Source organism: Flavobacterium aquariorum (assembly GCF_003254745.1).
Lineage (GTDB): Bacteria > Bacteroidota > Bacteroidia > Flavobacteriales > Flavobacteriaceae > Flavobacterium > Flavobacterium aquariorum.
The window spans coordinates 105,600-129,996 of record NZ_QKXH01000006.1; the positions used below are offsets into that span (position 1 = coordinate 105,600).

Below are 24,397 nucleotides of genomic sequence, written 5' to 3' on the forward strand. Positions count from 1 at the left end.
ACTAATAGCTTTAATGTTCTGTGTAACATCAGGACTTAAAGCACAAAATAATATCAAAATGGAAAATCAACAAGAAGATGTATTAGCCATCACAGACGCAGTAGAAAACTGTTATTTTAAAGGAATTTATGAAGGAGATGTAATACTGTTAGGGAGTATTTTTAATCCTGGAACATTGGTTTATGGAGATGTAAAAGGACAGCCGTATTTTAAGACAGTTGATTTGTATTTGGAGGGCGTAAAAAATAGACAGAGCCCAAAAGATTCTGGTAAACCTTTTAAAGGGGAAATTTTGAACATAAAAGTCGTAAATTCAATTGCGGTGGCGGAGATTAATGTCAAAATGTATGACTTTAATTATCGAGATTTTTTATCTTTTCATAAGATTAATGGCAAATGGCTCATTGTCAATAAAATGTTGACAGATTTAAGCAAATAAACTAAAATGATAATATCATGTGGTACAATACGAAAGCTTCAGCGTTGTTAGGAATAAAGTATCCAATACTTCAGGGACCATTTGGAGGTAATCTGTCATCGGTAGAATTAACAGCAGCGGTTTCCAATGCAGGAGGTCTTGGCGGTTATGGAGCGTATACAATGAGTCCGCAGGAAATTTATGAGGCAGACAGGCAAATAAAAGCAGCTACTAATAAACCTTATAATCTAAATCTTTGGGTATCTGATTCGGATATGCATTCAGACGGTATAACGGATGAGCAGTTCAACAAAGCTAAAGAGGCGTTTAAACCTTATTTTGATGAAGTGGGTATTCCTTTGCCGGAGAAACCAGCATCATTCCAATCCAGATTTGAAAATCAGTTGAAAGTGATTTTGGATGTTCGTCCAAAAGTGTTCAGTTTTATGTTTGGCGTTCCTTCTGCGGATGTTTTGGAGCAGTGCAAAAAAAATGGTATTGTGACCGTTGGTGCGGCAACAACTTTGGATGAAGCTATTTTTTTGGAAAATTCAGGAGTAGATATGATTATCGCGTCTGGTTTTGAAGCTGGTGGTCATCGACCTTCCTTTTTAGTTTCGGCAGAATCTTCTTTAACAGGGACTTTTGTTTTACTGCAATTAATTAGGGAAAAAGTAAAAATTCCGGTTATTGCAGCTGGCGGAATTGCGAATGGAAAAGGGGTTGCAGCAGCTTTAGCTTTGGGGGCTAGTGCAGCTCAAATAGGAACAGCTTTTTTAGCCTGTGATGAATCAAATGCTTTACCAATTCATAAACAAATGCTGTTTTCTGATGCAGCAAAATATACCACATTGTCACGGGCATACACAGGAAGACTCGGCCGGGGAATAATCAGCAGAATTGCTAAGGAAATGATAGGCAAGGAAGCTAATGTACTGCCATTCCCATTGCAGACGACTTTTATCTCGCCATTGCGAAAAGCAGCGCTTGATCAGCAAAAATGGGATATGATATTGTTTTGGGGCGGACAAATAGCGCCAATTTTGAAACACACAAAAGCTAATGAGTTAATGCGTTCTTTAATTGAGGAAACCTCAGCTTACTTTAATGATTTAAAGGCATAAGAACAAAAATCAAATATGGCTTTGTCATGTTGACATTTTAAAAAAAAGTTAAAATATTTGCAGTTAAGACCGAACGGTCTATATTTGTGCTTTAAACTAAAAGGCTATGAGTAAAGCAGAGCGCACCAGGCAATTTATAATTGAAACATCCGCTCCTATAATTAACAGAAAAGGGATGGCTGGAACTTCTTTGAGTGATATTATGGAGGCTACTAAGCTGGCTAAAGGCGGTATTTATGGGAACTTTGAGAACAAAGAAGAGATCTGTATGAAGTCATTTTTATATCTAAGATCTCAATTGGCCAATAAGTTAGATAAAGCTGTATTGGAAGGTAAATCGGCCAAGGCAAAGTTTTATAATTTATTGGATGTTTATGCAAATGATAAAAATACTATAGATGGTTGTCCTATTTTAAATTTTGGAGCGGAAGCAGATGATACAAACCCGGTTATGAAAGAACACGTAAAAAATGCTATTTGTTCCGCCCAAAAAAGATTTTGTAATATAATCGAGAATGGTATTGAGAGTCAGGAATTATCGCCAAAAGTAAATGCTGAACATTTTAGCATAAAAGTTTTCGCTACGATTGAAGGAGCTATTTTATGTAGAAAAGTTCTAGGAAATAATGACCAAATGAAAATTATTTTGGAGAGTATCAAAACTGAATTTGACACATATTTGCTGTAGTTTTTTTTTTTTTTTTGATTATTTTAAGACCAATCGGTCTATTTTGTTAATTGTTAATATAAAAATAAATGAAAAATTTAAAAGAAAATCATCAAGGTTTTAGTACCATATTGGCCTTGGCACTTATTCCGTTATCGGGATTTGCAACAGATATTTATTTGCCGTCACTTCCGTCCATGGCTAAGGATCTGCATGTTTCAGCATCTGCCATTCAACTTTCGCTTGTCTTCTTTATGTTCAGTTTAGGAGTTAGCCAGATTTTCATCGGGAGTATATTGGATAGCTTCGGACGCTTTAAAATTAGTATTGCGTCACTGGCGGTATTTTCGGTTACAAGCTTCATTATTGCTTTTGTTCCCAATATTTATGTGATATATGCTATGCGAATTATTCAAGGAATTGCAATTGCATTTATTGTAGTCGCTAAACGTGCTTATTTTGTTGATCTTTATTCGGGCGAAAAATTAAAAAGTTATATTAGTATATTCTCTATAATTTGGGCTTGCGCACCTATAATGGCGCCGTTTTTAGGAGGATACTTGCAAAGTAATTTTGACTGGAGATCGAACTTCTATTTCCTTGGCGGGTTATCATTACTTTTTCTGATTTTAGAACTTTTATATAGTGGCGAATCTATAAAGTATTATCATCCTTTTAAATTAAAATCTATAGCAAAAACCTACTCCGGTATGCTAAAATCTGGTGATTTTACGTTGGGATTATTAATTCTTGGTATATGCTTCGGTCTTGTTGTAGTTTATAGTCTATCAAGTCCTTTTATCGTAGAACGTGTATTTGGGTATTCAGCAATTACCACGGGCTATAGTTCTTTATTATCAGGTCTATCCGTTATGACTGGAGGGATTATTTCCAAATCTCTTATTCATAAACCTTTAGGGAAGAAAGTAACTATTGCGGTTTCTGTACAAGTTATTTTGGTTTTACTTATGATTTTTACAGCTTCGATAGAAAGTAATATTTATACTTTGATTGGCTTCACAATGGGAATTAACGTCTGTGGTGGTTTTATTTTTAATAACATTTATGGATATTGTCTAAGTCGTTTTTCTAAAAATGCAGGAGTGGCAAGTGGTCTTACTGGCGGTGGTACATATATGGTAAGCTCATTATTCAGCTATGGATTTGTAAATTTATATGCTGTAAAAAGCCAGTTATTACTAGGATTTGCAAATATTTCACTAATCATGCTTATCTGCCTTATTTTCATGGCTTTTAACAGATTTAGGTTACTTAATTTGGCTATTAGTGCTACCAAATAATAAATTATAAAGCCCAAATATTAGGGTTTTTATCTAGGTTTTAAATGAATACCAGTTTCCCCAAGACTGTTTGTCAAATTGATTGCTTTTTCTAGCTATTGATAAAAAACATTAAAACAAATAAAGAATTTTTCAGATTAAGGACATACAGAAAAATTTGACTTTCAACATTGTCTACTTCAGCTCCAATTTTGTCCTATTCCCTTATTTATTAGTAGCGTATACTTTGGTGGCGTATTAATTTTGACACATAATAAAATAAATCATTAAAAAAAGAAACAATGGAAAATATCAAAAAATCAGAAACTACTAGAGTGGTTAAAGTTGCCGCTGTACAAATCAGTCCAGTATTATACAGTAGAGAAGGTACTGTTGAAAAGGTGGTAAACAAGATTCGTGAATTAGGAAAAAAAGGAGTGCAATATGCCACTTTCCCTGAAACAATCATACCCTATTATCCTTATTTCTCTTTTGTTCAGGCTCCTTACGCAATGGCGAAAGAACATCTGCGATTATTGGAAGAATCAGTTACCGTACCATCTGCGGACACCGATGCTATTGGTAAGGCAGCTAAAGAAGCAAATATGGTGGTATCGATTGGTGTAAACGAACGTGACGGAGGAACAATTTATAACACACAACTACTATTTGATGCAGATGGAACACTTATTCAGCGTCGACGCAAATTAACACCAACCTATCACGAGAGAATGATCTGGGGACAGGGAGATGCATCTGGTCTACGTGCTGTTGACAGTACTGTAGGACGCATTGGACAATTGGCCTGTTGGGAACATTACAATCCATTATTCCGTTATGCACTTATCGCCGATGGTGAGCAGATTCACTCAGCGATGTATCCAGGGTCTTTTTTGGGTCCTTTGCACAGCGAGCAGACAGAAATTAACGTTCGTCAGCACGCTCTTGAATCAGCTTGTTTCGTGGTTGTCGCAACAGGTTGGTTGGATAAAGATCAATTGGCACAGATAGCATCAGATACTGGAGGCCCAATTGGCCCTATATCAGGAGGCTGTTTTACGGCAATTGTTGGTCCAGATGGTCAACTTATTGGAGAACCAATTAAAGATGGCGAAGGTGAAGTTATTGCCGATATTGATTTTGCACAGATAGATGCGCGTAAAAGATTAATGGATGCCAGCGGCCACTATAGTCGTCCTGAATTATTGAGTTTGCTTATAGACCGTACACCGACTGCTCACGTACACGAACGTGTAGTTTATACAGAGCCAGTCACAGTTCAAAGTCAAGTTTTGAAAGAGTAATAAAGAGGGCGAGAATAAAGAATAAAAATTAAAAGGAAAAGAAATAAAAAAATGAAAAATTCAAGAAATATTATGGGTCGTGCTTTATGGACTGGGGTGTTAGCATTACAGTTAACCGTTGCTGCGGCGCAAGGAGGATCAAAAAAAGCGGATGTAAAAAATGATGAGGCTATCCGCCCTTATCGGGTTGCTGTTTCTAATACAGATTTGAAAGATCTACGGGAACGGTTATTGGCTACAAAATGGCCTAGTAAAGAAACTGTTGCTGACCAATCACAAGGTGTACAACTTTCTAAATTGCAAGGTTTGGTGCAATATTGGGGCACCAATTATGATTGGAGAAAAGCAGAAGTAAAACTAAATGCATACCCTCAATTTATAACTAAGATAGACGGAGTGGATATTCACTTCATCCATGTTCGTTCTAAAGAGCGTGACGCTATGCCGCTTATATTAACGCATGGATGGCCGGGTTCAATATTTGAATTTGTTAAAGTCATTGGGCCACTAACTGATCCAGTAGCTTATGGTGGAAAAGCAGAAGATGCTTTTGATGTTATTATACCTTCATTGCCAGGTTTTGGTTTTTCAGGAAAACCAACTGAAGCAGGATGGGATGTGGACCGAATAGGAAAAGCTTGGGCAGTATTAGTAAATCGTCTTGGATATAAACATTACGTTGCTCAAGGTGGAGATTGGGGTGCTGGAGTAGTTAATTCAATGGCATTGCAGGCTCCTGAAGGATTATTGGGTATCCACAGCAACTTACCTGCAACATTACCTACAGAAGCAGGTAAAGCACTAGGAAGCGGAATAGCACCAGAAGGGTTTTCTCCTCAGGAAAAAGCAGCTTTCGATCACCTTAGTAAATCGATCAAAGAGGGAAATTTTACCTACAAATCAACAATGACTTCACGTCCACAAGCGATTGGTTACGGTATGAACGACTCTCCAGTTGCTCTTGCTTCATGGCTTCTTTTGCATCCTGGTTTTTCTAATTGGTCTTACGGAAATGATCCTAAACAGTCTCTAACAAAAGATGAGGTATTGGATGATATTACACTTTATTGGTTAACCAACTCTGGAACTTCCTCAGCTCGAATTTACTGGGAGAACAGAAACAAAGAAATTGTTAGCGCAGGTTCAATGAAAACCGATCAAATCAAGTTGCCGGTTGCTATTACAGTATTTCCTGAGGATGTATTTACATCTCCGCAATCATGGGCCCGTCGTGCTTTTAATAATCTGATTTACTTCCATGAAGTGGATAAAGGGGGGCATTTTGCAGCATGGGAGCAACCACAATTATTTACACAAGAATTGCGCCTGGCATTTAAATCACTGCGCTAATCCATACGAAGGGCAACACATATTAGTTGCCCTTCTATTACCACAATAAATGGAACATATGAAAAAGAGAAAAAAAATATTGCTGATTGCCATTATTATCATGGGTATTGGAGCACTACTGTTCCCAAATGATGCTTTAGCACAACAGTCTGGAATAAAACGGACAGAACTTCAACGACAAGATCTTAGCGTTTCCGGACGTGAGGCTATTCAAGTAAGGATTGACTTTGAAGCTGGTGCTGCCTTTGGAAAACACTCGCATCCTGGTGAAGAAATTATCTACGTCCTAGCAGGTTCGCTAGAATACGAAGTTGAAGGTTCACTACCCGTTACACTTAAAGCAGGGAATGTACTCTTTATTCCTGCAGGACAGATTCATGCAGCGAAGAATAATGGAAACGATAAGGCTGTCGAGTTGGCCACCTATATTGTTGAAAAAGGGAAGCCTGTACTAGTTATGAAAAAATAAAACAATTTATAAAACAAATATTAATTTTAATACACTTAAAAATGGAAACTAACATTGAAAAAGTACTTTACACAGCTGTAACACATACTACAGGTGGTAGAACAGGTGAATCTAAAAGTTCTGATGGTCAATTAGACATAATACTTTCATCTCCGGGGAGCAATAGACCCGGGACAAATCCGGAACAATTATTTGCTGCTGGTTGGTCAGCATGCTTTATTGGAGCAATGGGGAAAGCGGCTGCCAATTTAAATGTAAAACTTCCTGCGGACCATTCCGTAAGCGCTGAGGTTGACTTAGTATCAAGCGACGAAGGCTATTCGTTGCAGGCACGTTTAAATATAAGCTTACCCGGATTAGAGTCGGATGTTGCTAATAGCATTATTGAAGGCGCAGCACAAACCTGTCCATATTCAAAAGCGATACGCGGTAATGTTAAAACCGAGTATAATCTTATCTAATGATCTAAGATTGGTTTAATGATTGGTTTTGTTCCCTATTTCAGGGGGTAGAACCAGTTTTAAACATGCAATAAATTGCATTATAGCCTTAATTGATTAAATATTATAGTAATACAAAGTCATGAAACAAAGAATTGCAGCCGCTTTTATTATGGGCATTATTACCACTGGCCTTATTTCTTTTACGCTAATTAGCATAAATGTTGGTTTTACTGAAAAATTTTTAGCAAGATGGATCAAATCCTGGGGAATGGCTTACGTCCTAATTGTACCTGTCATTCTTTTTGTTGGGCCTAAAGTGCAACAATTGGTGTCCTATTTATTTAGAAATAAATGAGGCGCAAATTAGGTCTTGATCACGATTGAAAAGATTAAACGCTAACAATAAATATAGCTTATTTACAAAAAAAACATAATTAATTAAAAATAATCAAATAATTAAACACGATGAATGATTTATTAGAATTTACAATTAATGCTCATGGCGGTCTAGAGAACTTCAACAAGTTTGAAACTGTCACAGCAAGACTTATCTGCGACGGGGTACTTTGGTCAATGGTAGGACACCCAGGATCAGTCGATGACATTTATGTTACTTCTCACACAAATAAGCAATTTACTTCACACAGCCCTTTTCTTAATAAAGACTGGCATACTGCATTTACATCCAGACATGTTGCCATCAAGAATAGTAAAGGAGAGGTTGTTGAAGAACTGTCTAATCCCAGAGATTCATTTGCTGGTTACACTACAGAAACACCATGGAGTCAACTCCAGCTGGCGTATTTTACCGGATATGCTATGTGGACCTATTTTAATGCTCCCTTTAATTTTGGCGATGCAGGTTACAAACTAAAAGAATTAGAACCTTGGGAAGAAAACGGGGAAGTATTTCGAAGACTTCAGGTTATTTTTCCTGAGCAGGTAGCTACACACAGCCCCGTTCAAACCTTTTATATAGACAAAGACGGTCTTATAAAAAGACATGATTACAATGTAGATATTGCAGGAGGAGCCACTGCTGCGCATTATTTGTCGAATTATATAAACGTGCAAGGTATTAAAATAGCGACCAAAAGGGAAGTATATGTAAGACTGGAAGACAATACACCACTATTTCCTGAACCTTTGTTGGTATCAATTGATCTGAGTGAAATCAGCTTTAAATAAAAAGACTTACTTAATTGCATGAAAAAATATCGGAATTTTGTTCCGATATTTTTTTTGTGAAACATGTATGAATTGTATTAATGCAAATTCCAGTGATATTGAGCGCTATTTATATATTATTGTATTTGCATGCTTTTTATAATAAATACGTTGTTAAATATTATCTTATATTGATTGTAAATAACTGGATGCTATTAATATATAGTAACTTTGCTCTTTTGTAGTGTCTTTTTTAAAGACTAATAATATTGTTTTAGGAGTGTTGACTAAAGTATTTTGTTTTTCCAATAGTGATTGATGAAAACTTTGCAATAAGCTGCATCAGGAAGAATTTTTTTTTCGCTGGTGCTCTAATAAAGGATATCTTATTTATCAGAAAAGACTTTTATCCTTTATAAATAATGATACAATAAAGCGCTATGAGGAACTTTTGGCGCTGTATTCTAAATTGTATAAAATTGATTCTTAAATCCTAATTTGCATTATGTCTGGGTATTTCCAGAGAAACTTTGAGCAGGCTTTGTGTCGTTCATTAATACCCTTTTTTAGAATGTGATGTAGATCACGTAACCGACTTCTGTTTCTGTTTTTACTTTGTACTATAATTTAAAAACAAAAAAAATGAAAACAGAAAAATTTGAAATCGCAAGCGCACAAAGTCGTATCGATTGGATTGGAAGAAAAGTAACTGGAGCACATAACGGGACTATTGAAGTAAAGGAAGGTTCCTTCTTGCTTACCGATAAAGAAGTAACTGGAGGGCAAGTCATCATTGATATGTCCACACTCGTAATTTTGGATGTAACTGATTCGGCTACGAATACGCAATTTGCAGGTCACCTTGCCTCGGATGATTTTTTCTCAATTGAAAAATTCCCAACGGCTGCTTTTGAAATTGTATCAGCAAAACCACAATCGGGTAATCAATACCGTTTTGAAGGTAACTTGACTATCAAAGGGATTACCCACGCTGCAGGATTTGACGCAATTGTCAATAGCAGTGAAGACACTTTTAACTTAGTTGGTAAACTTATCGTTGACCGTACCAAGTATGACATTAAATTCCGTTCAGGTAATTTCTTTAAAGATTTAGGCGATACGCTAATCTATAATGATTTTGAACTTGATTTGAATGTAACTGCAAAAGTAGCATAAACAAAACTTTTTAAAAATTAAAGACATGCCATTTGTAAAAATTGATTTGACTCGCGAGGGAGTTACCCGAGAGCAAAAACAGCAATTAATCAGCGGGGTAACCAATCTGATTACTGAAGTATTGAACAAAGACCCACACTTGACCCATGTGGTGATCAACGAAATTGAATTAGACAATTGGGGTTACGCAGGAGAACAAGTATCAATATTAAGAGAAAAAGGCATTACAGCCGATAAAAAATAAATAATTATGAAAAAACAAACAATAATCGTTACTGGTGCAGCATCAGGTATCGGTAAAGGAATAGCCAAATATTTTTTGGACAGAGGTGATAATGTAGTAATCAATTCATTTACTCCAACTTCACTGGAAAAAGCATATAATGAATTTGGCGCAGGTGATAACCTGGCAATGCTTGCCGGTGATGTAAGCGATAAACGTACAGGGGAACAATTAGTTGCATTAGCTGTTGAAAGATTTGGTACTGTGGACGTACTTGTGAATAACGCTGGAATCTTTGACAGTAAACCATTTTTGGAAGTTGATGAGGCATACCTTGATAAATTTTTGACAACTAATTTAAAAGGAGTTTTTTTTACTACTCAAGCTGCAATCCCTCAAATGTTAAAACAAAAAGATGGTGTTGTAATTAATATCGGTACTCCACTTGTAAACCATGGATTGGGTGGATGGCCTGCTACTGCACCAGTTGCAAGTAAAGGGGCTATTCATGCACTAACAGTACAATTAGCGGCCGAATTTGGGAAACAAAATATAAGAGTAAATACCGTTGCTCCAGGTGTAATTCGTACTCCGATGCATGGGGATAAAGCAGATCAGAATGCCGGTTTACATTTATTAAATCGTGTAGGTGAAATTGATGATGTTGCAGAAATGGTATATACTGTTGCCAAAAGTAATTTCATTACCGGAACAGTTATCAATGTTGATGGAGGTAAAGCTGCCGGTCATAATCTTAATTAATTAAAATAATTGTAGTATAAGCTTCTTTGCCCGATACTTTATTGGGCAAAGAAGTACAAAAAATAAATAAAATGAAAAATATAATGAAATCATTGTTAATTGCAGTTTTTGCAATACTAAGTTTTGCAACATATGCACAAAAAAACACTAAAGCAAAAATCCTTTTTGTTTTAACATCCCACGATAAATTAGGTGACACAGGGAAACCGACCGGTTCATGGATAGAAGAATTTGCAACACCTTATTATTACTTTTTAGATAAAGGAATTGAAGTAGTAATTGCTACACCAAATGGAGGGCAGGCTCCTATTGATCCAAAAAGTACTGACCCATCATTTCAAACACCGTCAACTAAACGGTTCTATGCTGATATAAATGCACAAAAAGCATTGAGTACTACGGTGAAACTTGTGGGTGTGAAACAACAGGATTTTAAAGCGGTATTCTATCCAGGAGGACATGGCCCAATGTGGGATCTTGCAACAGATAAAAACTCAATAAAACTGATTCAAGGTTTTTACAATAATAGCAAACCGATTGCTTTTGTATGTCATGCTCCGGCAGCTTTGGTAAATGTTAAAGATAAAGAAGGGAAATACCTGATTGCAGGAAAAAAATTAACTGGTTTTAGTAACACTGAAGAACAAGCTGTTGAATTAACTAAAGTTGTTCCATTTTTATTAGAAGATAAATTAAAAGAGCATGGAGCAAACTATTCTAAAGGTGCTGATTGGAGTTCTTATGTAGTGGAGGATGGCTTATTACTTTCCGGTCAAAATCCACAGTCTTCAGAAGAAGTAGCATCTAAACTACTTTCTAAAATTAATTAATGCTATCAACAGTTATTATTTCAAGTTAATAAAATCATTACAGTGATATAAATTGATTGAAGCTTAATTCTAATTTTTGATTTGGTATAGTTTGAAACAACTATACCAAATCTTTGTTTTATGGTATTTAAGCGTATTGAACATGAGAAGCCATTTATATCTCACTTATTTTTTGTTTCATAAAAAACATATTCAAGGCTATAAAGTATTTGAAAAGGATAAAAGATTGCAGAATAAATCAGACCTTTAGCTAGGTCTTTTTAAAATTTAAATTAAGAATTTCTATGAACAACCAACCCTTTAAAGTATCACCCTGGCTTATTTGGAGCAGTTCTTTAGCTATTGGACTTTTGTCATCAGTTCCTAAAATAGCAGAACTACATATAAAACCTGAAGAAGCATTGGTTAACTCACTTATTACCTTTTTGTTTGCCATTTTTGTTTGGTACCTTAATATTTATATGCTTCCCAAAACATATAAAAGGAATGACTCAAAAGGAGTGTCAATTTTAAGACTTTTATGGAACTTAATCGTTGGGATTGGTGTTATGCTGGCACTATCCTATTTGCAACAGTTATTGCTTCCTTATTTGGAATTTGGCCCTGCCATGTTAATGTTTGAAGTTCGAGGGGTATTTATTAATCTTATATTCTACATGTTTTTGCAAATACTTTATCAAAGTCACTATAATCAACAAGTCGGAGTCGCCTTTGAACGCTCTAAATCCATTAATCTAGGCGCTCAATATGAGTTATTGAAGCAACAAATTAATCCACATTTTTTATTTAATAGTTTAAACACTTTAAAATCTATGGTGGAAACGAATGATGAACACTCGGTAGAGTTTATTTTAAAGCTTTCGGATTTTTATAGGTTTACCCTTGAAAGCCGAAAACTTGATTTGATTAGATTAGGTGAGGAATTACAGATTGTTAACGCTTATATGTTTTTACTTAAAAGCCGATTTGAAGCCGGTATTGATTTGACGATTGACGTTGAAGAAAAGTACATGAATTCATTGATTCCCCCTTTTACGTTACAATTATTAATTGAGAATTGTGTCAAACATAATGTGGTATCACTCGACAAACCATTGCTAATAAAAATATATAGCGAACGCGATTTTATTGTTATTGAAAATGGAATTCGGCTTAAAACCAATTCTGAAACTTCAACTGGTATTGGCATAGAAAATATAAATCAACGATACGTTCATTTGGCAAACAAAAAGATAGAAATAACTGATGCGAATAATACATTCGCTATAAAACTACCTATAATATATGAACATTTTAATCATTGAGGACGAACTGAAAGCTGCAAAGTCATTAACAACAATGATAGCCGCTGTAAGACCCAACGCAAAAATTTTGTATCAAATTCAAAGTGTGGAAAGTGCAATAAAGTTTCTTTCCGAAAATGAGATGCCCAATCTTATCTTTATGGATATTCAGTTGGCAGATGGACTTTCTTTTGACATTTTCAAAAGTGTAGCTATTAATTGTCCTGTTATTTTTTGTACAGCCTATAATGAATATTCTTTGGAAGCTTTTAAAGCTAACGGTATTGATTATATACTAAAACCTTTTTCAAAGGAAGATATAGAAGTCGCTTTTGAAAAAGTGGACCAACTTAAAAACTACTTTCAACAGAATCTTGTTCCTGATATCGGAACTTTATTGAGTAGATTGGAGCCGCAAGGAGGAAAGAAGAGTTTTTTGGTATTTAAGCATAACAAGTACGTTACCGTTCATACAGATACAATAGCTTATTTCTGTATCAAACATGAGATGGTACATATCGTTTGTCTTGATAAGCAGGAATACCCGCTTAACCAATCACTGGATCAAATTTATTCACTATTATCGTCTTCTATGTTTTACCGATTGAACCGACAGTACATTATTAATTTTAATGCGATTAAGGAAATAGAGCCTTATTTTGCTCGCAAATTGTACGTGAAGCTAATCATACCAACTGAAGAAAGACTTTTAATCAACAAGGAAAGATCAAGTAACTTTTTGCATTGGATGGAAAATAGATAGTATTATTTTCTGTCTGTAGTTTTTGTTTTGATTGTAGTACAATATTAAATTTTTAAAAGTATAATTTATTTCACAAACAAAAGCCGCTCTTATAAAGAGCGGCTTTCAACCTAAATAAACAAATTAAAAAACAATTATAAGTCCAACTTATTTTAGTAATGATGCCTTGATAATTACGTCGGCAACTGCTTTTGGTTGTGAAATATATGATACATATCCAGCTTTCAATTCTGTAACTTCGACTTTAGCATTTTTGTACATGCTTCTTTGAAGATCTGGATTAACAGTTCGGTCGTTTAGAGTCAAAATTCCATAACTTGGTTTTGTTCTCCACGCTGCAGAAGTTAGGGGAGTTTCAAAGCAATCTTTATGAATTGGTATTTGGGATGCATTCATAAAATCGGCATCCTCTTTACTTAAATCACCCGCCACACCAGCTCTAAAGGTGCTTCTGTCATAAAATACAAATCCGCCATTGTCAGGAGCTTCGGTTCTCATTTCAGGAGGTTTGGGAAATGTTTTTGCCAATTGTCTAGTGGTTTGGCCCTTATCCGGCATAAACCCGGTTACGTAGACTAAACCCGCTACTTTTGGATGCATGCCTGCTTCTGTAATCACGGTTCCGCCCCAAGAATGTCCAACTAGAATAGTTGGCCCATCCTGATTGTCTAAAATATTATTGGTTGCTGCTACATCATCTTTTAAGGATGTCAAAGGGTTTTGTACCAAAGTTACATGGTAACCTTTTTTGGTTAGTATGGAATAGACTCCTTTCCAACCCGAGGCGTCTAAATAGTGACCGTGTACAATCACAATATTCTTAACTAATTTTTCCTGTGCATCAATTTTTGTGGTTCCCGCAAATAAGGCTGCCGCTGCTAATGCAAAAGTTACATACTTTTTAAACCACAGTTGTTGTTTTTTTGAGGTCTTCATTTTTTAACTAATACTAAATTAAGTTAATTGTAACCTTGATGTTACCACGTGTAGCTTTTGAATAAGGACATACTTGGTGAGCACCATCAACGATACTTTGAGCCACTTCTGGATCTAATCCGGGTAAGCTTACATTCAAACGGGCTTGTAATTCATAACCATCATTGGTTAGTACTAAGTCAATCTCAGTGTTTACATAATGATCTGTTGGCAATTTTACATTTAAACTGGCTGCAGTTTTTCCCATAGCACCGATAAAACATGCTGACCAACCAGCTGCAAATAATTGCTCCGGATTTGTTCCTGGGCGATTGCTTCCTGGGGATGAAAGTATAATATCTAATTGACCGTCAGAACTTTTAGATTCACCTGTTCTACCGCCTGTTGTGTGAGTTACACCTGTGTAAATCACTTTTTCATTGTTTGTTTCCATTTTTTTTTTGATTTAATATTAAATTATTGGGGCAAATGTATATTGGTCGTAGACTGAACTCAACCTGTTTTTTATTTAAGAGGACAAACTTTACCTTGAAATAGACATTTTGATATCTGAGCATTCTATTGCTTTGTTTGAGTTACTGTTTGCGGCGTGTTTTGGCTTTTTTTATTCCAATGGAATTATAGAAAAATAATTTTAGCATATAGTAATGGCATCCTATCTGTTGTTCTTTGATTTGTCTTAGAATAAATTATAGTTGTAACTTCTTTGTTAACAAATAGATTACGTTATAATTGATTCAGATGAAAACAATCTGAATCAGTCTATAGGTTATGTATCTGATATAAAAGAATATAAAGTGTAGTTTCAAAGTGGTATTACAAAATAAATGGAGGCAGCTTTTGACTACTTTGAGTGGGAATTTGTCTATTTGGGCTAGTTTGTAGTGATTGGCCCGTTCTTTAACTGCTAATTTCGTTGAATAATTAAAAAAACACGTAACATGACACACATTAAATTAACATCCGTTTTATTTCTTTTAGCATTAGTTTGTAACATCTCAGCTTTTGGACAAAACAGTACCGACAAGATTACCAAAACAGGTTTTGCGGTCTTGGAACTGTTCACTTCGGAAGGATGTTCCAGTTGTCCTCCCGCAGATGACTTAATGGGCAAAATCCAAAATGAATATAAGGACAGACCTGTTTATGTTCTTTCCTATCACGTTGATTACTGGGATAATCTGGGCTGGAAAGATATTTTCAGCAATGCGGATTATACAAAGCGACAATATGACTATGGCAAGTGGCTTAAAAAGGAACCTGTTTATACTCCGCAATTGATTATCAACGGTAGAGCGGATTATATAGGCTCACAGGAAACCGTCGTTAGAGCAGGGATTACTAAGGCACTTTCAAAATCGACTGAAGTAAGCCTTGATTTTTCAGCCCAAAAAGAATCGGAGGGGCTAGTTGTTAACTATAAAGTTAATGGAAATTCAAAGAACACACGTTTAGTATTAGCGTTAGTGCAGAAATCAGTAAAAAGTAAAGTTAAGAGAGGTGAAAACGAGGGGAGATTACTCTCTCATTATCAAGTCGTGAGAAATTTGACTTTTCAAAAATTAGCAATTGACGAAAAAGGAAGCGCGAACATTTCTTTTCCTAAGAATTTTGATTCTCAAAATGGAGAGATAATAGGATTTATTCAAGATAATAGTACAGGAGCTATTTTAGGAGCTGCAAAATCCAGTTTTTGACATCTGTCTAATTAAAAAATACCGTAATGAAAAATAAAGATAAAGTGGTATGGATAACGGGAGCTTCTTCAGGTATTGGGAAAGCTACCGCTAAACTTTTGCTCGAATATGGCTATGTGGTTTACGCATCAGCGAAAAAGAAAGAAAAAATTATGGATCTGAAGCGACTAGGTGCCCATATAATGTCGACGGATATTAATAGGCATGGCGATGTTCAAAGTGGTTTAGCTGAGATAATTGCAAATGAAGGGCGAATAGATATTCTTATTAACAGTGCCCGATTTGAATTAATGGAAGCGATAAATGGCGCACCCATTTCGGAAGCCAAATCTCACTTAGATTCAAGCGTTTTTGGTTTGGCAAGATTATCACAATTGGTTTTGCCTTATATGAGAAGACAAAAGTCGGGTAAGATAGTTATGATGCCTTCTTTTTTAAACAAAAGGAATGGTAGATTATCGGATTGGTATAATGCCAGCAGATTTGCTTTAAAGGCTTTAAGCAGCAGCATTAGGAAGGAAGTACGACCATTTGGTATTGATATTATGCTTATCGAGCCAGATGATTTGAAATTGGATTTGAGTACAATTGCTGCAGAAAACTTAAATAAAATATCTGAAGGCAAGTCATACAGCAAACTGGTAGAACAATTTTGGCACCATCAAAGTAGACCTTCTCAAAAAATGTTAAGTCAGGGGTAGTATTTGTTCTTGTATATAGCCAAAATGCGGTATGACCGCTTTATATTAATTACAAATTAATAAAAGGTTCGATTAAAATTATCTACATTTTTATGCTGGATTTACTCATAAACCTTTAATTTTATGTTGCACTAATAGCTGATTCAATCAATTATCAAATTGAGTATGATGGAAATTCTTAATGATTTATTGCAGACTGATCCCAATTGGGTTTATACTTTATGTAGACTGGTAGCCGGAATTATTATTTTTCCTTATGGAATGCAAAAATTATTTGGTTGGTTTGATGATTTTGGAGGAGGAGTAGGAATCAAACAATCGCTGTTAAGTTTCAAAAGCAAAAAGATTCCAGCCGCTATAGCATGGTTAGTGATAATCGGACAGTCTTTTGGGAGTATAATGCTAATGGTTGGCTTTTTTGCAAGATTTGCGGCAATAGCTAATTTTATAATCTTTGTGGGAGCACTATTGAGTCATCGTGAGGATGGTTGGACTATGAATTGGGTTGGATCGAAGAAAGGTGAAGGTATTGAGTATTTTATATTATTACTAACTTTACTTATAGTTGTTATTTTTAAAGGAAGCGGAGTGTTTTCCGTCGATTTTTTATTGTGGAAATTACGGAAGTAGTGAAAAAAAACGGATCATTTCAATACTAGTATTGTTGTAATTCCAATATTACTATTAATTTAATAAATATTAAATATGGAAAATTTAAAAAAAGCGTACATCGCAGGAGGCTGTTTTTGGGGAATGGAAGACTTATTCCGCATGCGTCCGGGCGTAAAGGATACTGAAGTAGGCTATTTGGGAGGTCAGAATGAAAATCCGACCTATAACAATCATCCAGGGCATGCTGAAGCAATAGAAATTACATACAATCCAAATGAAACATCATATAAGGAGTTATTGGATTATTTTTTCAGAGTGCATGACCCAACAACAGTAGACAGTCAAGGGAACGACAGGGGCTCCAGTTACCGATCTGCAATATTTATCCAAAACGAGCAAGAGAGAGAAGTTGCCAACGAAGTCTTTAAGATTGTTGATGATTCAGGAAGGTGGCCAGGTAAAGTGGTTACGACATTGGAGCATTATACAAAATTCTGGCCTGCTGAAGAATATCACCAGGACTACCTTATAAAGAGTCCCAATGGATACACTTGTCATTTTGAGCGGTTTGGTACTTTTCTATAAAAATGGCTGCGGGGAGGCAATATCTTCAAAACTTTTTTTGATATTGCTAAACTTTTAGCTTCGGCTTTTGATTTTTTATTTTTAAAAGTGGATACAAATTTAATGTCATTCCCTAAAGGCTTATCGGCTTTTTTATATTGCATTAAATATTTTGAATAGTCCGTTTTACTAATTTCTTGTTTAGAATTATTTTGCTTGTACAATTCTCAAATAAAAATGAACTCTTGTCTGTAGACTTGTTTTTGTTCAAAATGATAAGTGATTTTTCTGACTGCATCAGGCATTTTGATTAGACTAAGGACTTCAGGAATCCAATGCTTATCAATTAAACTATTAATATTGATTGCTGTAGTTTTTTGATTTGTAATCTATGTAAAAACTAACTAATTTATCTTTTGACCAATAATAATCAGGCGCATTAGTTTTAATTATGATTTTGAAAAAAATAATGAAGTTTTCCAGTGTCTACATGTGCCATAATTTAGCCAAAAAAATATTTTTTCTGTCTCAATTTCGGGATACAATTCAGGTATAGATTCAAACAAAATATCACTTAGTATTCAAAAGAAAAAAGTAAGTAATAAACAAGTTAATTTGTTGTTTATTAATATGTTAACGTGTTTGTTTAGTGATGTTATGTTCTGCTGTTTTCGCAGATGGAAATTTAAAAACATCCATTCGCAATTGATGATTACCATTGATATCAAAATGAGGAATGCAGTAGCCACAAAGTAACGGTCATTTACAGGCATACAGATAGAATTATACCTAATTGTTTATTACAAGGCTACTGCAATCCTAAATTTTTAAACAACTCTTGATAATTTGGATTGTTTGGATCTAATTGTTTCAATTGAAAAGCAGTTTGTTGCGCTTTTGTCTGATTTCCGGTCTGGATGTACACAAAAGTAAGCGCATAATAAAGATCTGGTGTATCAGGGCTTATGGCAATTCCTTTTTGTAAAACAGCTTCGGCTTCTTTGAATTTTTTCTTGGCATTCAACATCAAACCATAATTATAATACACTCTAGGATTTTGTGATTTTAAGGCTATAGCTTTCGCAAAAGCGGATTCGGCTGCAGTTGTATTATTCAGTTCATTATAAAGCAAGGCTAAATTATAATAAATACGCTCGTTGTTTGGATCATTTTTTAAGGCACGTTGTAACATTTTTAATGAAGCATCATTTTTTCCAACAGTATTATACAATGAGGATAAATTAAGGAGCGCATAATTCATTTGGCTGTCTTTTTTTAGTCCTTTGAGGTAGAAAGACTCGGCATTTACATAATCCTGAATTTTGAGATAATAATCGGCAAGCATTATATTCCCTACCGAAAAATCGGTTTGATAGTGAAGGAAACTAACTAGTTCTATATTTGCAGATTCAAAAGCAGTTGTGTACAGACTTGGAATTTGATCTTTTGGCAGACTCACAAAAAGATCAGCAGCAGCAATACGAACCGCTCTCACTTTATCTGATAATAAAGGGCCAATATTTTCAATCCAACTGTTTGGTGAGAAACTTGATAAACTACGTAAAGCCCTATAACGAACTTGGGCATCGTTATGATTTAAACATGACAATATGGTATTTAAACTGGTTTGGGTATTGAAACTACCCAAGTAAAAAACAGCAGTTGCTTTAATGATATTTGGTGTGGTTTTGATATTGATCAATTGTATCAAATGAGGCTCACTGTTAGCGTCCAGTTTGCTTCCCGGAATCAAATCATCTGCAAAATGGTATTTACGATTTGGACCATACCATTTGATTACGGCATCGGCCAATATTTTTTCTGATTTGTCTTTATGGCAATTGCTACAGGCATTTGGTGTACCGTATTTGACCGAAAGATCGGGACGGGGAACTCTAAAACTATGGTCATGCCTTAAATCATTACCCATGTATAATTTTCCTGGCATGTGACAGTTTACGCAAAGCGAACCTTTGGATTCTGTTGTATGAAAAGTATGTTTTGGCGTGTCATATTTTTTTGGGATATGGCATTGTATACATGTTTGATTGTCTATATGTTTGAGTTTAATGCTGTGTGGATTATGGCAGTTACTGCATTTAACACCTTTGCTGTACATTTTGCTTTGTAAAAAAGAAGTGTAAATATAATCTTCATCCTTTACCTGTCCATCGGCTTGGAAAAATTCCGTATCGGGAATCTGCGGAATATAGTTATCCATTATTTCTTGGCTCTCGATATGCCTGGGGCTTATTTCAGAAACTCGGGCATGACATGGAGCACAGGTGTTGATCTGTTCCAGTTGCCCTGAAATTTTACCCAGTTTCATAAAACTGCCGGTTACCTTATCTCCAGATTTATAGTCAGAACTTTTTATATAATCCAAATGCTTTTGCCCAGCACCATGGCAGCTTTCACAGCTTACATTGATAATGCTGTAGCTGGTTTTGTACGTGTCTGTTTTGGTGTCGTAATTTTTATGAAGGTTAGTCGAATGGCAAGTGGCACACATAGTGTTCCAGTTTTGAGCATTGCCTGTCCAATGCAGCCAATCATGGGAAGGTATCTTTTGACCCGCATATTGATTGAACCATTTTTTTTTATTCACATCCCAACTCAAGCGGGGGACCTGCATTCTTCCTCCCGGAAAATGAACCAGATATTGCTGCAAGGGTTTGTAGCCAAAGATATATTTTACTTCAAAATCATGATTTTTGCCATCACTGCCTTCGGTATTAATGAAAAATTTAGAACCTTTTTTAAAGAATCTGCTTGTAACACCATCAGCAGTGAAAGTCACATTATTGAAATCACCACTTACTGTCGAATCATTGGCGGGAAGCATCGACATATAATGATCCGACTGTTTCCATTGATGATGTTCGGCAGTATGGCATTTTATACAGGATTTATCACCTACGTATGCATTATTTGAGGAAAGGGCTTCGGTATATGCAGCATCTTTTGAGCTGCAGCTGTCAACAATAAAAACCCTGAAAATTACAAAAAGAATAAGAAGGACTACAATGATAATTGATGACTTTTTGAGCATAAAACAAAGGTTTCTCAAAAATATAGAATTATCGAATAGAAACAAAAGAGTTATAAACAAATAATTTCAAGCTAGAATCTATACTCCTGTATCTATAGTTGTGGGCAAAGCGGATTTCCCAAAATTTTAGATTACATGTTGTAACATTATATAATATAATGTCAAAAAAAGTAATTATAATTCCAATGTCCTTACTATTTAATTGATTGTCTTATAATTTTAGCCACACAAAAGGTTCAAAAAATCTGTAGAATCTTGGTAATGAGTCTACAATAGTTCAAAAGAAAATTACCCCCTTGGAAAGCCTTGCCATTTAGATTAACTGTTAAGTAATTACTTTTTAACAATTGTCTAACAATCAACGAATAAAGTTTTTTTAAAATTAATTGTATGAATTTTATTAAAAAAAAGAATATCTTTGAGTACATGGGATCTTCTTATTACAGTATCATTTTTATTGATCTATAAATTGAAATGTCATGAAAGTTTGAGTAGCATGGAAACGGGTACTTTGTGAATAGGAGGCTACATTTAAAAATAGAATTAAAGAATTTACAAATAAAATAAAATAATGGAAAATTATATTTCATCTACTGACAACGTAAATATCCACTATACAGAAATAGGGAAAGGAAATACCTCCATAGTTTTTGTTCACGGTTGGCTTGGAAACATAAATTGGTGGAACAGTCAAGAGACTTTTTTAAAAGAAAAATATAAAATTATTAAAATTGACTTAGGTGGTCACGGAAAATCTGATAAAACAAGACAGAACTGGACTGGAGAACAATATGCAGACGATATAAAATCGGTTATAAATAAAATTGACACAACCGAAATAATCCTTGTTGGCCATTCAATGTCAGGTGCTTATGTGCTTGAAGCATCTATAGATTTGCCTAAAGTAAAAGCTATTATTTTGGTCGACACTTTAAAAGACTTAGACCAAGATTTTACTCCTGAACAAGCTGAACAGTTTATGGATAGTAATTATCGTAAAGATTTTAAATCAGCGGTAGAAAACATTCTACCTCAATACCTCTTCGTTCAAGAAACCCCAGCAATTGTAAAAAATCAACTTCAAAATGAATTCATTCAAAATGACTCTGAATTAGCTATAAATACACTTAAGCCTTTATACGAAATGGATATTCGCAAAATAGCAAAATTGGTAAATATTCCTGTGAGGGCAATTAATTCTGATGCTACGCCAACGAAAATAGAAAACAATCAAAAATATTTCAAGAATTATAATTACAGAACTATTGTAGGAACAGGACATTATCCAATGCTGGAAAAACCTGATGAGTTTAATAAAATATTGGCAGAATTAATTGAAGATTTAACTGCCTATAAATAAGACAAAAAACTGCTATTAACAGGTACTACAACGGATTAGGGGCAATTGACTTAATGGTAAGTTGGTTTTGTATTTGAAATTATTTACTTCGTCTGTTCGTTCCGCTAATTAGCGGGATTCGGGTGGCAAATCTGAAGATAAGGCTTCATTTAGTAGCAAATCCGCTATATAGTCCTAGAATGTTAGTGGTGAGGCTATGACAGAGAATCTTCCAACAAACTTAGAAAAAAAAATAAATATGAATCTCAAAAACAGAATTAGAATGAAAAAAACTTACGATAATCTTATTTGCAACTTTTGCATTCATTTCTTGTAACAATCAAAAAATAACAACTATAACAACAATTGAAAACGAAAAAATCGTAAGACAGTATTTTGAGTACTTCAGCAATCACGAATGGGCGAAAATGGCTAAAGTATATGGACTTGACGTGCCTTTTCATGGATTGGTTTATTCAAAGGATGGAAGTCTTTCTTATTTTATCAAACGGTTTGACAGATACAGCAAGGGGAAGAAATATGCCACTGAGGATTTTGCTCAATTAACAGGCAATTCAAGAGATACAAAGTATGATTACACCATGGAAAAATAGGTTAAAGTAATTGATGAGTATTGTACGTTTCCTGCGATAGAGAAAGCTGATTTCTTTAAACGGGTTTTGTTCTGTTTCATAACAGGTAATGAAGATATGCATTTAAAGAACTTTTCGGTAATTACAAAAGCAGGAAAAACTACTTTGTCGCCAGTGTATGATTTTTTAAATTCTTCGATTTCCATTAAAAATCCACAGGAGGAGTTAGCCTTATCTCTCAAAGGAAACAAAAGCAATTTTAAGTCAACGGAATTAGTAGATTATTTTGCAAAAGAGCAACTGGAACTTAATGACAAGACAATTGATGCCATTTTGTCTGCCATGAATAAAAACGTATCCAAATGGATTGAACTTGTAGAAATATCTTTTTTATCAGATGATATGAAAGAAAAGTATCTGAAGTTGATCGACAATAGGATTAGGAGATTTTAATAAAAAAAGCCCTTTTGTTTACAAAAGGGCTTTAAATTTAAATCTTATTTTTTTGATTCTTCAACAGAAACTTTTCTAAACTCTTTTAAAAGTTTTTCAAGTTCCAATGTTGATTTACGGGCTCTTGGTCCTGCAGCTTTCACACCTTTTTCAATAAGTGATTCTGATTCTGTTTTGAATGTTTCGAATTCGGCATTGATTTTTGCAACTAAATCTTTCATAATAGTATTGTATTAAATTAAGCCGCAAAAATAGAAGTTTACTAATGTGATAGGAATAATTTGTTGTTAAAATTACTGTAATTTAGTTACGATTGTATTTTCAATCGTATAAAAAATCATCTTTTTTTTGTAAATACTTGATACTATTAGGGTTGTTTTTTCTTAGTTCTTCCATAAAATAAGTTGTGGGTGTATGGATAAAGTATTAAAAACAGTGAAGTGCTATCGGAAGACACAACGGGGCATATATGCCATAGCAGTGTTATACTATTCTTTGTTTATAGGAGAATAAAAGAGTAGAGATGTGGCATATTTTTAGGTAAATTAGGATTGACCTAAAAAATATAAATTAAAATATAATAATGCTATAAATGCAATCTAGTTTAGCTGTTCAGTGCTTTTCATTCGTAAACAATGTTCAGTTCCTAAATAGAGGGGGTTTCCATGTTTTTCAGACCAAAAACCATCCAAAACATCTTTGGTTATGCATCGATAAACAGCTACTCCTTTGTAGATTTTGTTGTATTCCCCTTTATAGCTAAAATTAATTACCAGAATGTTGTCTTTAAAGAAACCGTAGCCTTTTTGTTCGTCTGTGCTGTTAATTAGCCATTTGGCTAATATTCGGTTGTTCTCATCTAAAGATAAATGCAAAACATCTTTGTAGGTTACTTCCCGGTTCTCGTCTTGATTACTTCCAGTAATTGAGTATTCGCCAATTAAATCTTGTATAGTCATTTATTTTCCAATACAGAAAATAACATTCCTTATTTTAATAGGGTTTTCAACTTTAGTGGTACAATTATGGTACAATTTAAAGCAAACTATCGCAAAACAAAACAAAGTATCCTTATCAAGATAACATAAACTCATAGGAGTTGTTTACACAAAAATAGTTATAAACTTTTAATATTGATTATATCATTGATATAAAAAAAGCTGAGTAATATATGATTAGAGTACTTACACA

26 protein-coding genes and 1 pseudogene are annotated in these 24,397 nt (G+C 34.6%); 22 read left to right on the plus strand and 5 right to left on the minus strand.

Translation table 11 applies throughout. The annotated features are described in order from the left end of the window. The first annotated feature begins 58 nt into the window (after positions 1 to 58). From DOS84_RS10595 to DOS84_RS10670, 16 genes are all read left to right on the plus strand, one after another. A complete protein-coding gene (locus DOS84_RS10595; RefSeq protein ID WP_243636365.1) occupies positions 59 to 439 on the plus strand; it encodes a nuclear transport factor 2 family protein in 381 nt (126 codons plus the stop codon). 17 nt (positions 440 to 456) lie between these two features. Continuing rightward, a complete protein-coding gene (locus tag DOS84_RS10600; protein ID WP_111410102.1) occupies positions 457 to 1,542 on the plus strand; it encodes an NAD(P)H-dependent flavin oxidoreductase in 1,086 nt (361 codons plus the stop codon). Between the two features lie 106 nt (positions 1,543 to 1,648). Then, positions 1,649 to 2,230 (plus strand): TetR/AcrR family transcriptional regulator, encoded by a 582-nt coding sequence (locus DOS84_RS10605; RefSeq protein ID WP_111410103.1) that lies wholly within the window; start codon positions 1,649 to 1,651, stop codon positions 2,228 to 2,230. A gap of 68 nt (positions 2,231 to 2,298) precedes the next feature. Continuing rightward, entirely contained in the window at positions 2,299 to 3,510 is a 1,212-nt protein-coding gene (locus tag DOS84_RS10610) for an MFS transporter (protein ID WP_111410104.1), read from the plus strand. A 281-nt stretch (positions 3,511 to 3,791) separates the two neighbouring features. Next, positions 3,792 to 4,793 (plus strand): nitrilase-related carbon-nitrogen hydrolase, encoded by a 1,002-nt coding sequence (locus DOS84_RS10615; protein ID WP_111410105.1) that lies wholly within the window; start codon positions 3,792 to 3,794, stop codon positions 4,791 to 4,793. Between the two features lie 72 nt (positions 4,794 to 4,865). Continuing rightward, on the plus strand, positions 4,866 to 6,143 hold the full coding sequence (locus DOS84_RS10620; RefSeq protein WP_279386391.1) for an epoxide hydrolase family protein: 1,278 nt from the start codon (positions 4,866 to 4,868) through the stop codon (positions 6,141 to 6,143). Between the two features lie 58 nt (positions 6,144 to 6,201). Next, entirely contained in the window at positions 6,202 to 6,612 is a 411-nt protein-coding gene (locus tag DOS84_RS10625; RefSeq protein WP_243636367.1) for a cupin domain-containing protein, read from the plus strand. A 41-nt stretch (positions 6,613 to 6,653) separates the two neighbouring features. Then, a complete protein-coding gene (locus tag DOS84_RS10630; protein ID WP_111410108.1) occupies positions 6,654 to 7,073 on the plus strand; it encodes an organic hydroperoxide resistance protein in 420 nt (139 codons plus the stop codon). A 121-nt stretch (positions 7,074 to 7,194) separates the two neighbouring features. Beyond that, the gene (locus DOS84_RS10635; protein WP_111410109.1) at positions 7,195 to 7,410 is read left to right on the plus strand and encodes a DUF2798 domain-containing protein; all 216 of its coding nucleotides are present in this window, start codon (positions 7,195 to 7,197) and stop codon (positions 7,408 to 7,410) included. Positions 7,411 to 7,520: 110 nt separating this feature from the next. Beyond that, positions 7,521 to 8,243 (plus strand): hypothetical protein, encoded by a 723-nt coding sequence (locus DOS84_RS10640; RefSeq protein WP_111410110.1) that lies wholly within the window; start codon positions 7,521 to 7,523, stop codon positions 8,241 to 8,243. 621 nt (positions 8,244 to 8,864) lie between these two features. Further along, entirely contained in the window at positions 8,865 to 9,398 is a 534-nt protein-coding gene (locus DOS84_RS10645) for a YceI family protein (protein ID WP_111410111.1), read from the plus strand. 25 nt (positions 9,399 to 9,423) lie between these two features. Then, positions 9,424 to 9,642 (plus strand): tautomerase family protein, encoded by a 219-nt coding sequence (locus DOS84_RS10650; protein ID WP_111410112.1) that lies wholly within the window; start codon positions 9,424 to 9,426, stop codon positions 9,640 to 9,642. 6 nt (positions 9,643 to 9,648) lie between these two features. Then, a complete protein-coding gene (locus tag DOS84_RS10655; protein WP_111410113.1) occupies positions 9,649 to 10,383 on the plus strand; it encodes an SDR family NAD(P)-dependent oxidoreductase in 735 nt (244 codons plus the stop codon). A 71-nt stretch (positions 10,384 to 10,454) separates the two neighbouring features. After that, complete coding sequence (locus tag DOS84_RS10660) at positions 10,455 to 11,213, plus strand: type 1 glutamine amidotransferase domain-containing protein (RefSeq protein WP_111410281.1); 759 nt, start codon at positions 10,455 to 10,457, stop codon at positions 11,211 to 11,213. A 284-nt stretch (positions 11,214 to 11,497) separates the two neighbouring features. Next, entirely contained in the window at positions 11,498 to 12,517 is a 1,020-nt protein-coding gene (locus DOS84_RS10665) for a sensor histidine kinase (protein ID WP_111410114.1), read from the plus strand. Then, a complete protein-coding gene (locus tag DOS84_RS10670) occupies positions 12,498 to 13,259 on the plus strand; it encodes a LytR/AlgR family response regulator transcription factor (protein WP_111410115.1) in 762 nt (253 codons plus the stop codon). Before DOS84_RS10665 ends, DOS84_RS10670 begins: the two co-directional genes overlap by 20 nt. Positions 13,260 to 13,406: 147 nt before the next feature. On the opposite strand, the gene DOS84_RS10675 is transcribed toward DOS84_RS10670, so the two are convergent. After that, positions 13,407 to 14,195, minus strand: coding sequence for an alpha/beta hydrolase (locus DOS84_RS10675; protein ID WP_111410116.1), 789 nt, complete (start codon positions 14,193 to 14,195; stop codon positions 13,407 to 13,409). A 13-nt stretch (positions 14,196 to 14,208) separates the two neighbouring features. Beyond that, on the minus strand, positions 14,209 to 14,628 hold the full coding sequence (locus DOS84_RS10680; RefSeq protein WP_111410117.1) for an organic hydroperoxide resistance protein: 420 nt from the start codon (positions 14,626 to 14,628) through the stop codon (positions 14,209 to 14,211). A 508-nt stretch (positions 14,629 to 15,136) separates the two neighbouring features. Between DOS84_RS10680 and DOS84_RS10685 the strand changes: the two genes are divergently transcribed. The 4 genes from DOS84_RS10685 (at position 15,137) to msrA (ending at position 17,790) form a co-directional block, all read left to right on the plus strand. Then, complete coding sequence (locus DOS84_RS10685; protein WP_111410118.1) at positions 15,137 to 15,892, plus strand: DUF1223 domain-containing protein; 756 nt, start codon at positions 15,137 to 15,139, stop codon at positions 15,890 to 15,892. Between the two features lie 26 nt (positions 15,893 to 15,918). Continuing rightward, on the plus strand, positions 15,919 to 16,593 hold the full coding sequence (locus DOS84_RS10690; RefSeq protein ID WP_111410119.1) for an SDR family NAD(P)-dependent oxidoreductase: 675 nt from the start codon (positions 15,919 to 15,921) through the stop codon (positions 16,591 to 16,593). A gap of 165 nt (positions 16,594 to 16,758) precedes the next feature. Next, positions 16,759 to 17,223, plus strand: coding sequence for a DoxX family protein (locus DOS84_RS10695; protein ID WP_111410120.1), 465 nt, complete (start codon positions 16,759 to 16,761; stop codon positions 17,221 to 17,223). Positions 17,224 to 17,298: 75 nt separating this feature from the next. Next, positions 17,299 to 17,790, plus strand: coding sequence for a peptide-methionine (S)-S-oxide reductase MsrA (msrA, locus tag DOS84_RS10700; RefSeq protein ID WP_111410121.1), 492 nt, complete (start codon positions 17,299 to 17,301; stop codon positions 17,788 to 17,790). A 787-nt stretch (positions 17,791 to 18,577) separates the two neighbouring features. On the opposite strand, the gene DOS84_RS10710 is transcribed toward msrA, so the two are convergent. Beyond that, a complete protein-coding gene (locus DOS84_RS10710; protein WP_207802051.1) occupies positions 18,578 to 20,821 on the minus strand; it encodes a HEAT repeat domain-containing protein in 2,244 nt (747 codons plus the stop codon). Between the two features lie 571 nt (positions 20,822 to 21,392). On the opposite strand from DOS84_RS10710, the gene DOS84_RS10715 reads away from it, so the two are divergent. Both DOS84_RS10715 and DOS84_RS10720 read left to right on the plus strand, forming a co-directional pair. Next, on the plus strand, positions 21,393 to 22,181 hold the full coding sequence (locus DOS84_RS10715) for an alpha/beta fold hydrolase (protein WP_111410123.1): 789 nt from the start codon (positions 21,393 to 21,395) through the stop codon (positions 22,179 to 22,181). 359 nt (positions 22,182 to 22,540) lie between these two features. Continuing rightward, a pseudogene (locus DOS84_RS10720) lies at positions 22,541 to 23,206 on the plus strand (HipA domain-containing protein). A gap of 44 nt (positions 23,207 to 23,250) precedes the next feature. Here DOS84_RS10720 and DOS84_RS10725 read toward each other — a convergent pair. Beyond that, complete coding sequence (locus DOS84_RS10725; protein WP_077375025.1) at positions 23,251 to 23,427, minus strand: histone H1; 177 nt, start codon at positions 23,425 to 23,427, stop codon at positions 23,251 to 23,253. Positions 23,428 to 23,805: 378 nt separating this feature from the next. Next, on the minus strand, positions 23,806 to 24,165 hold the full coding sequence (locus tag DOS84_RS10730; RefSeq protein WP_111410124.1) for a hypothetical protein: 360 nt from the start codon (positions 24,163 to 24,165) through the stop codon (positions 23,806 to 23,808). Positions 24,166 to 24,397: the final 232 nt, after the last annotated feature.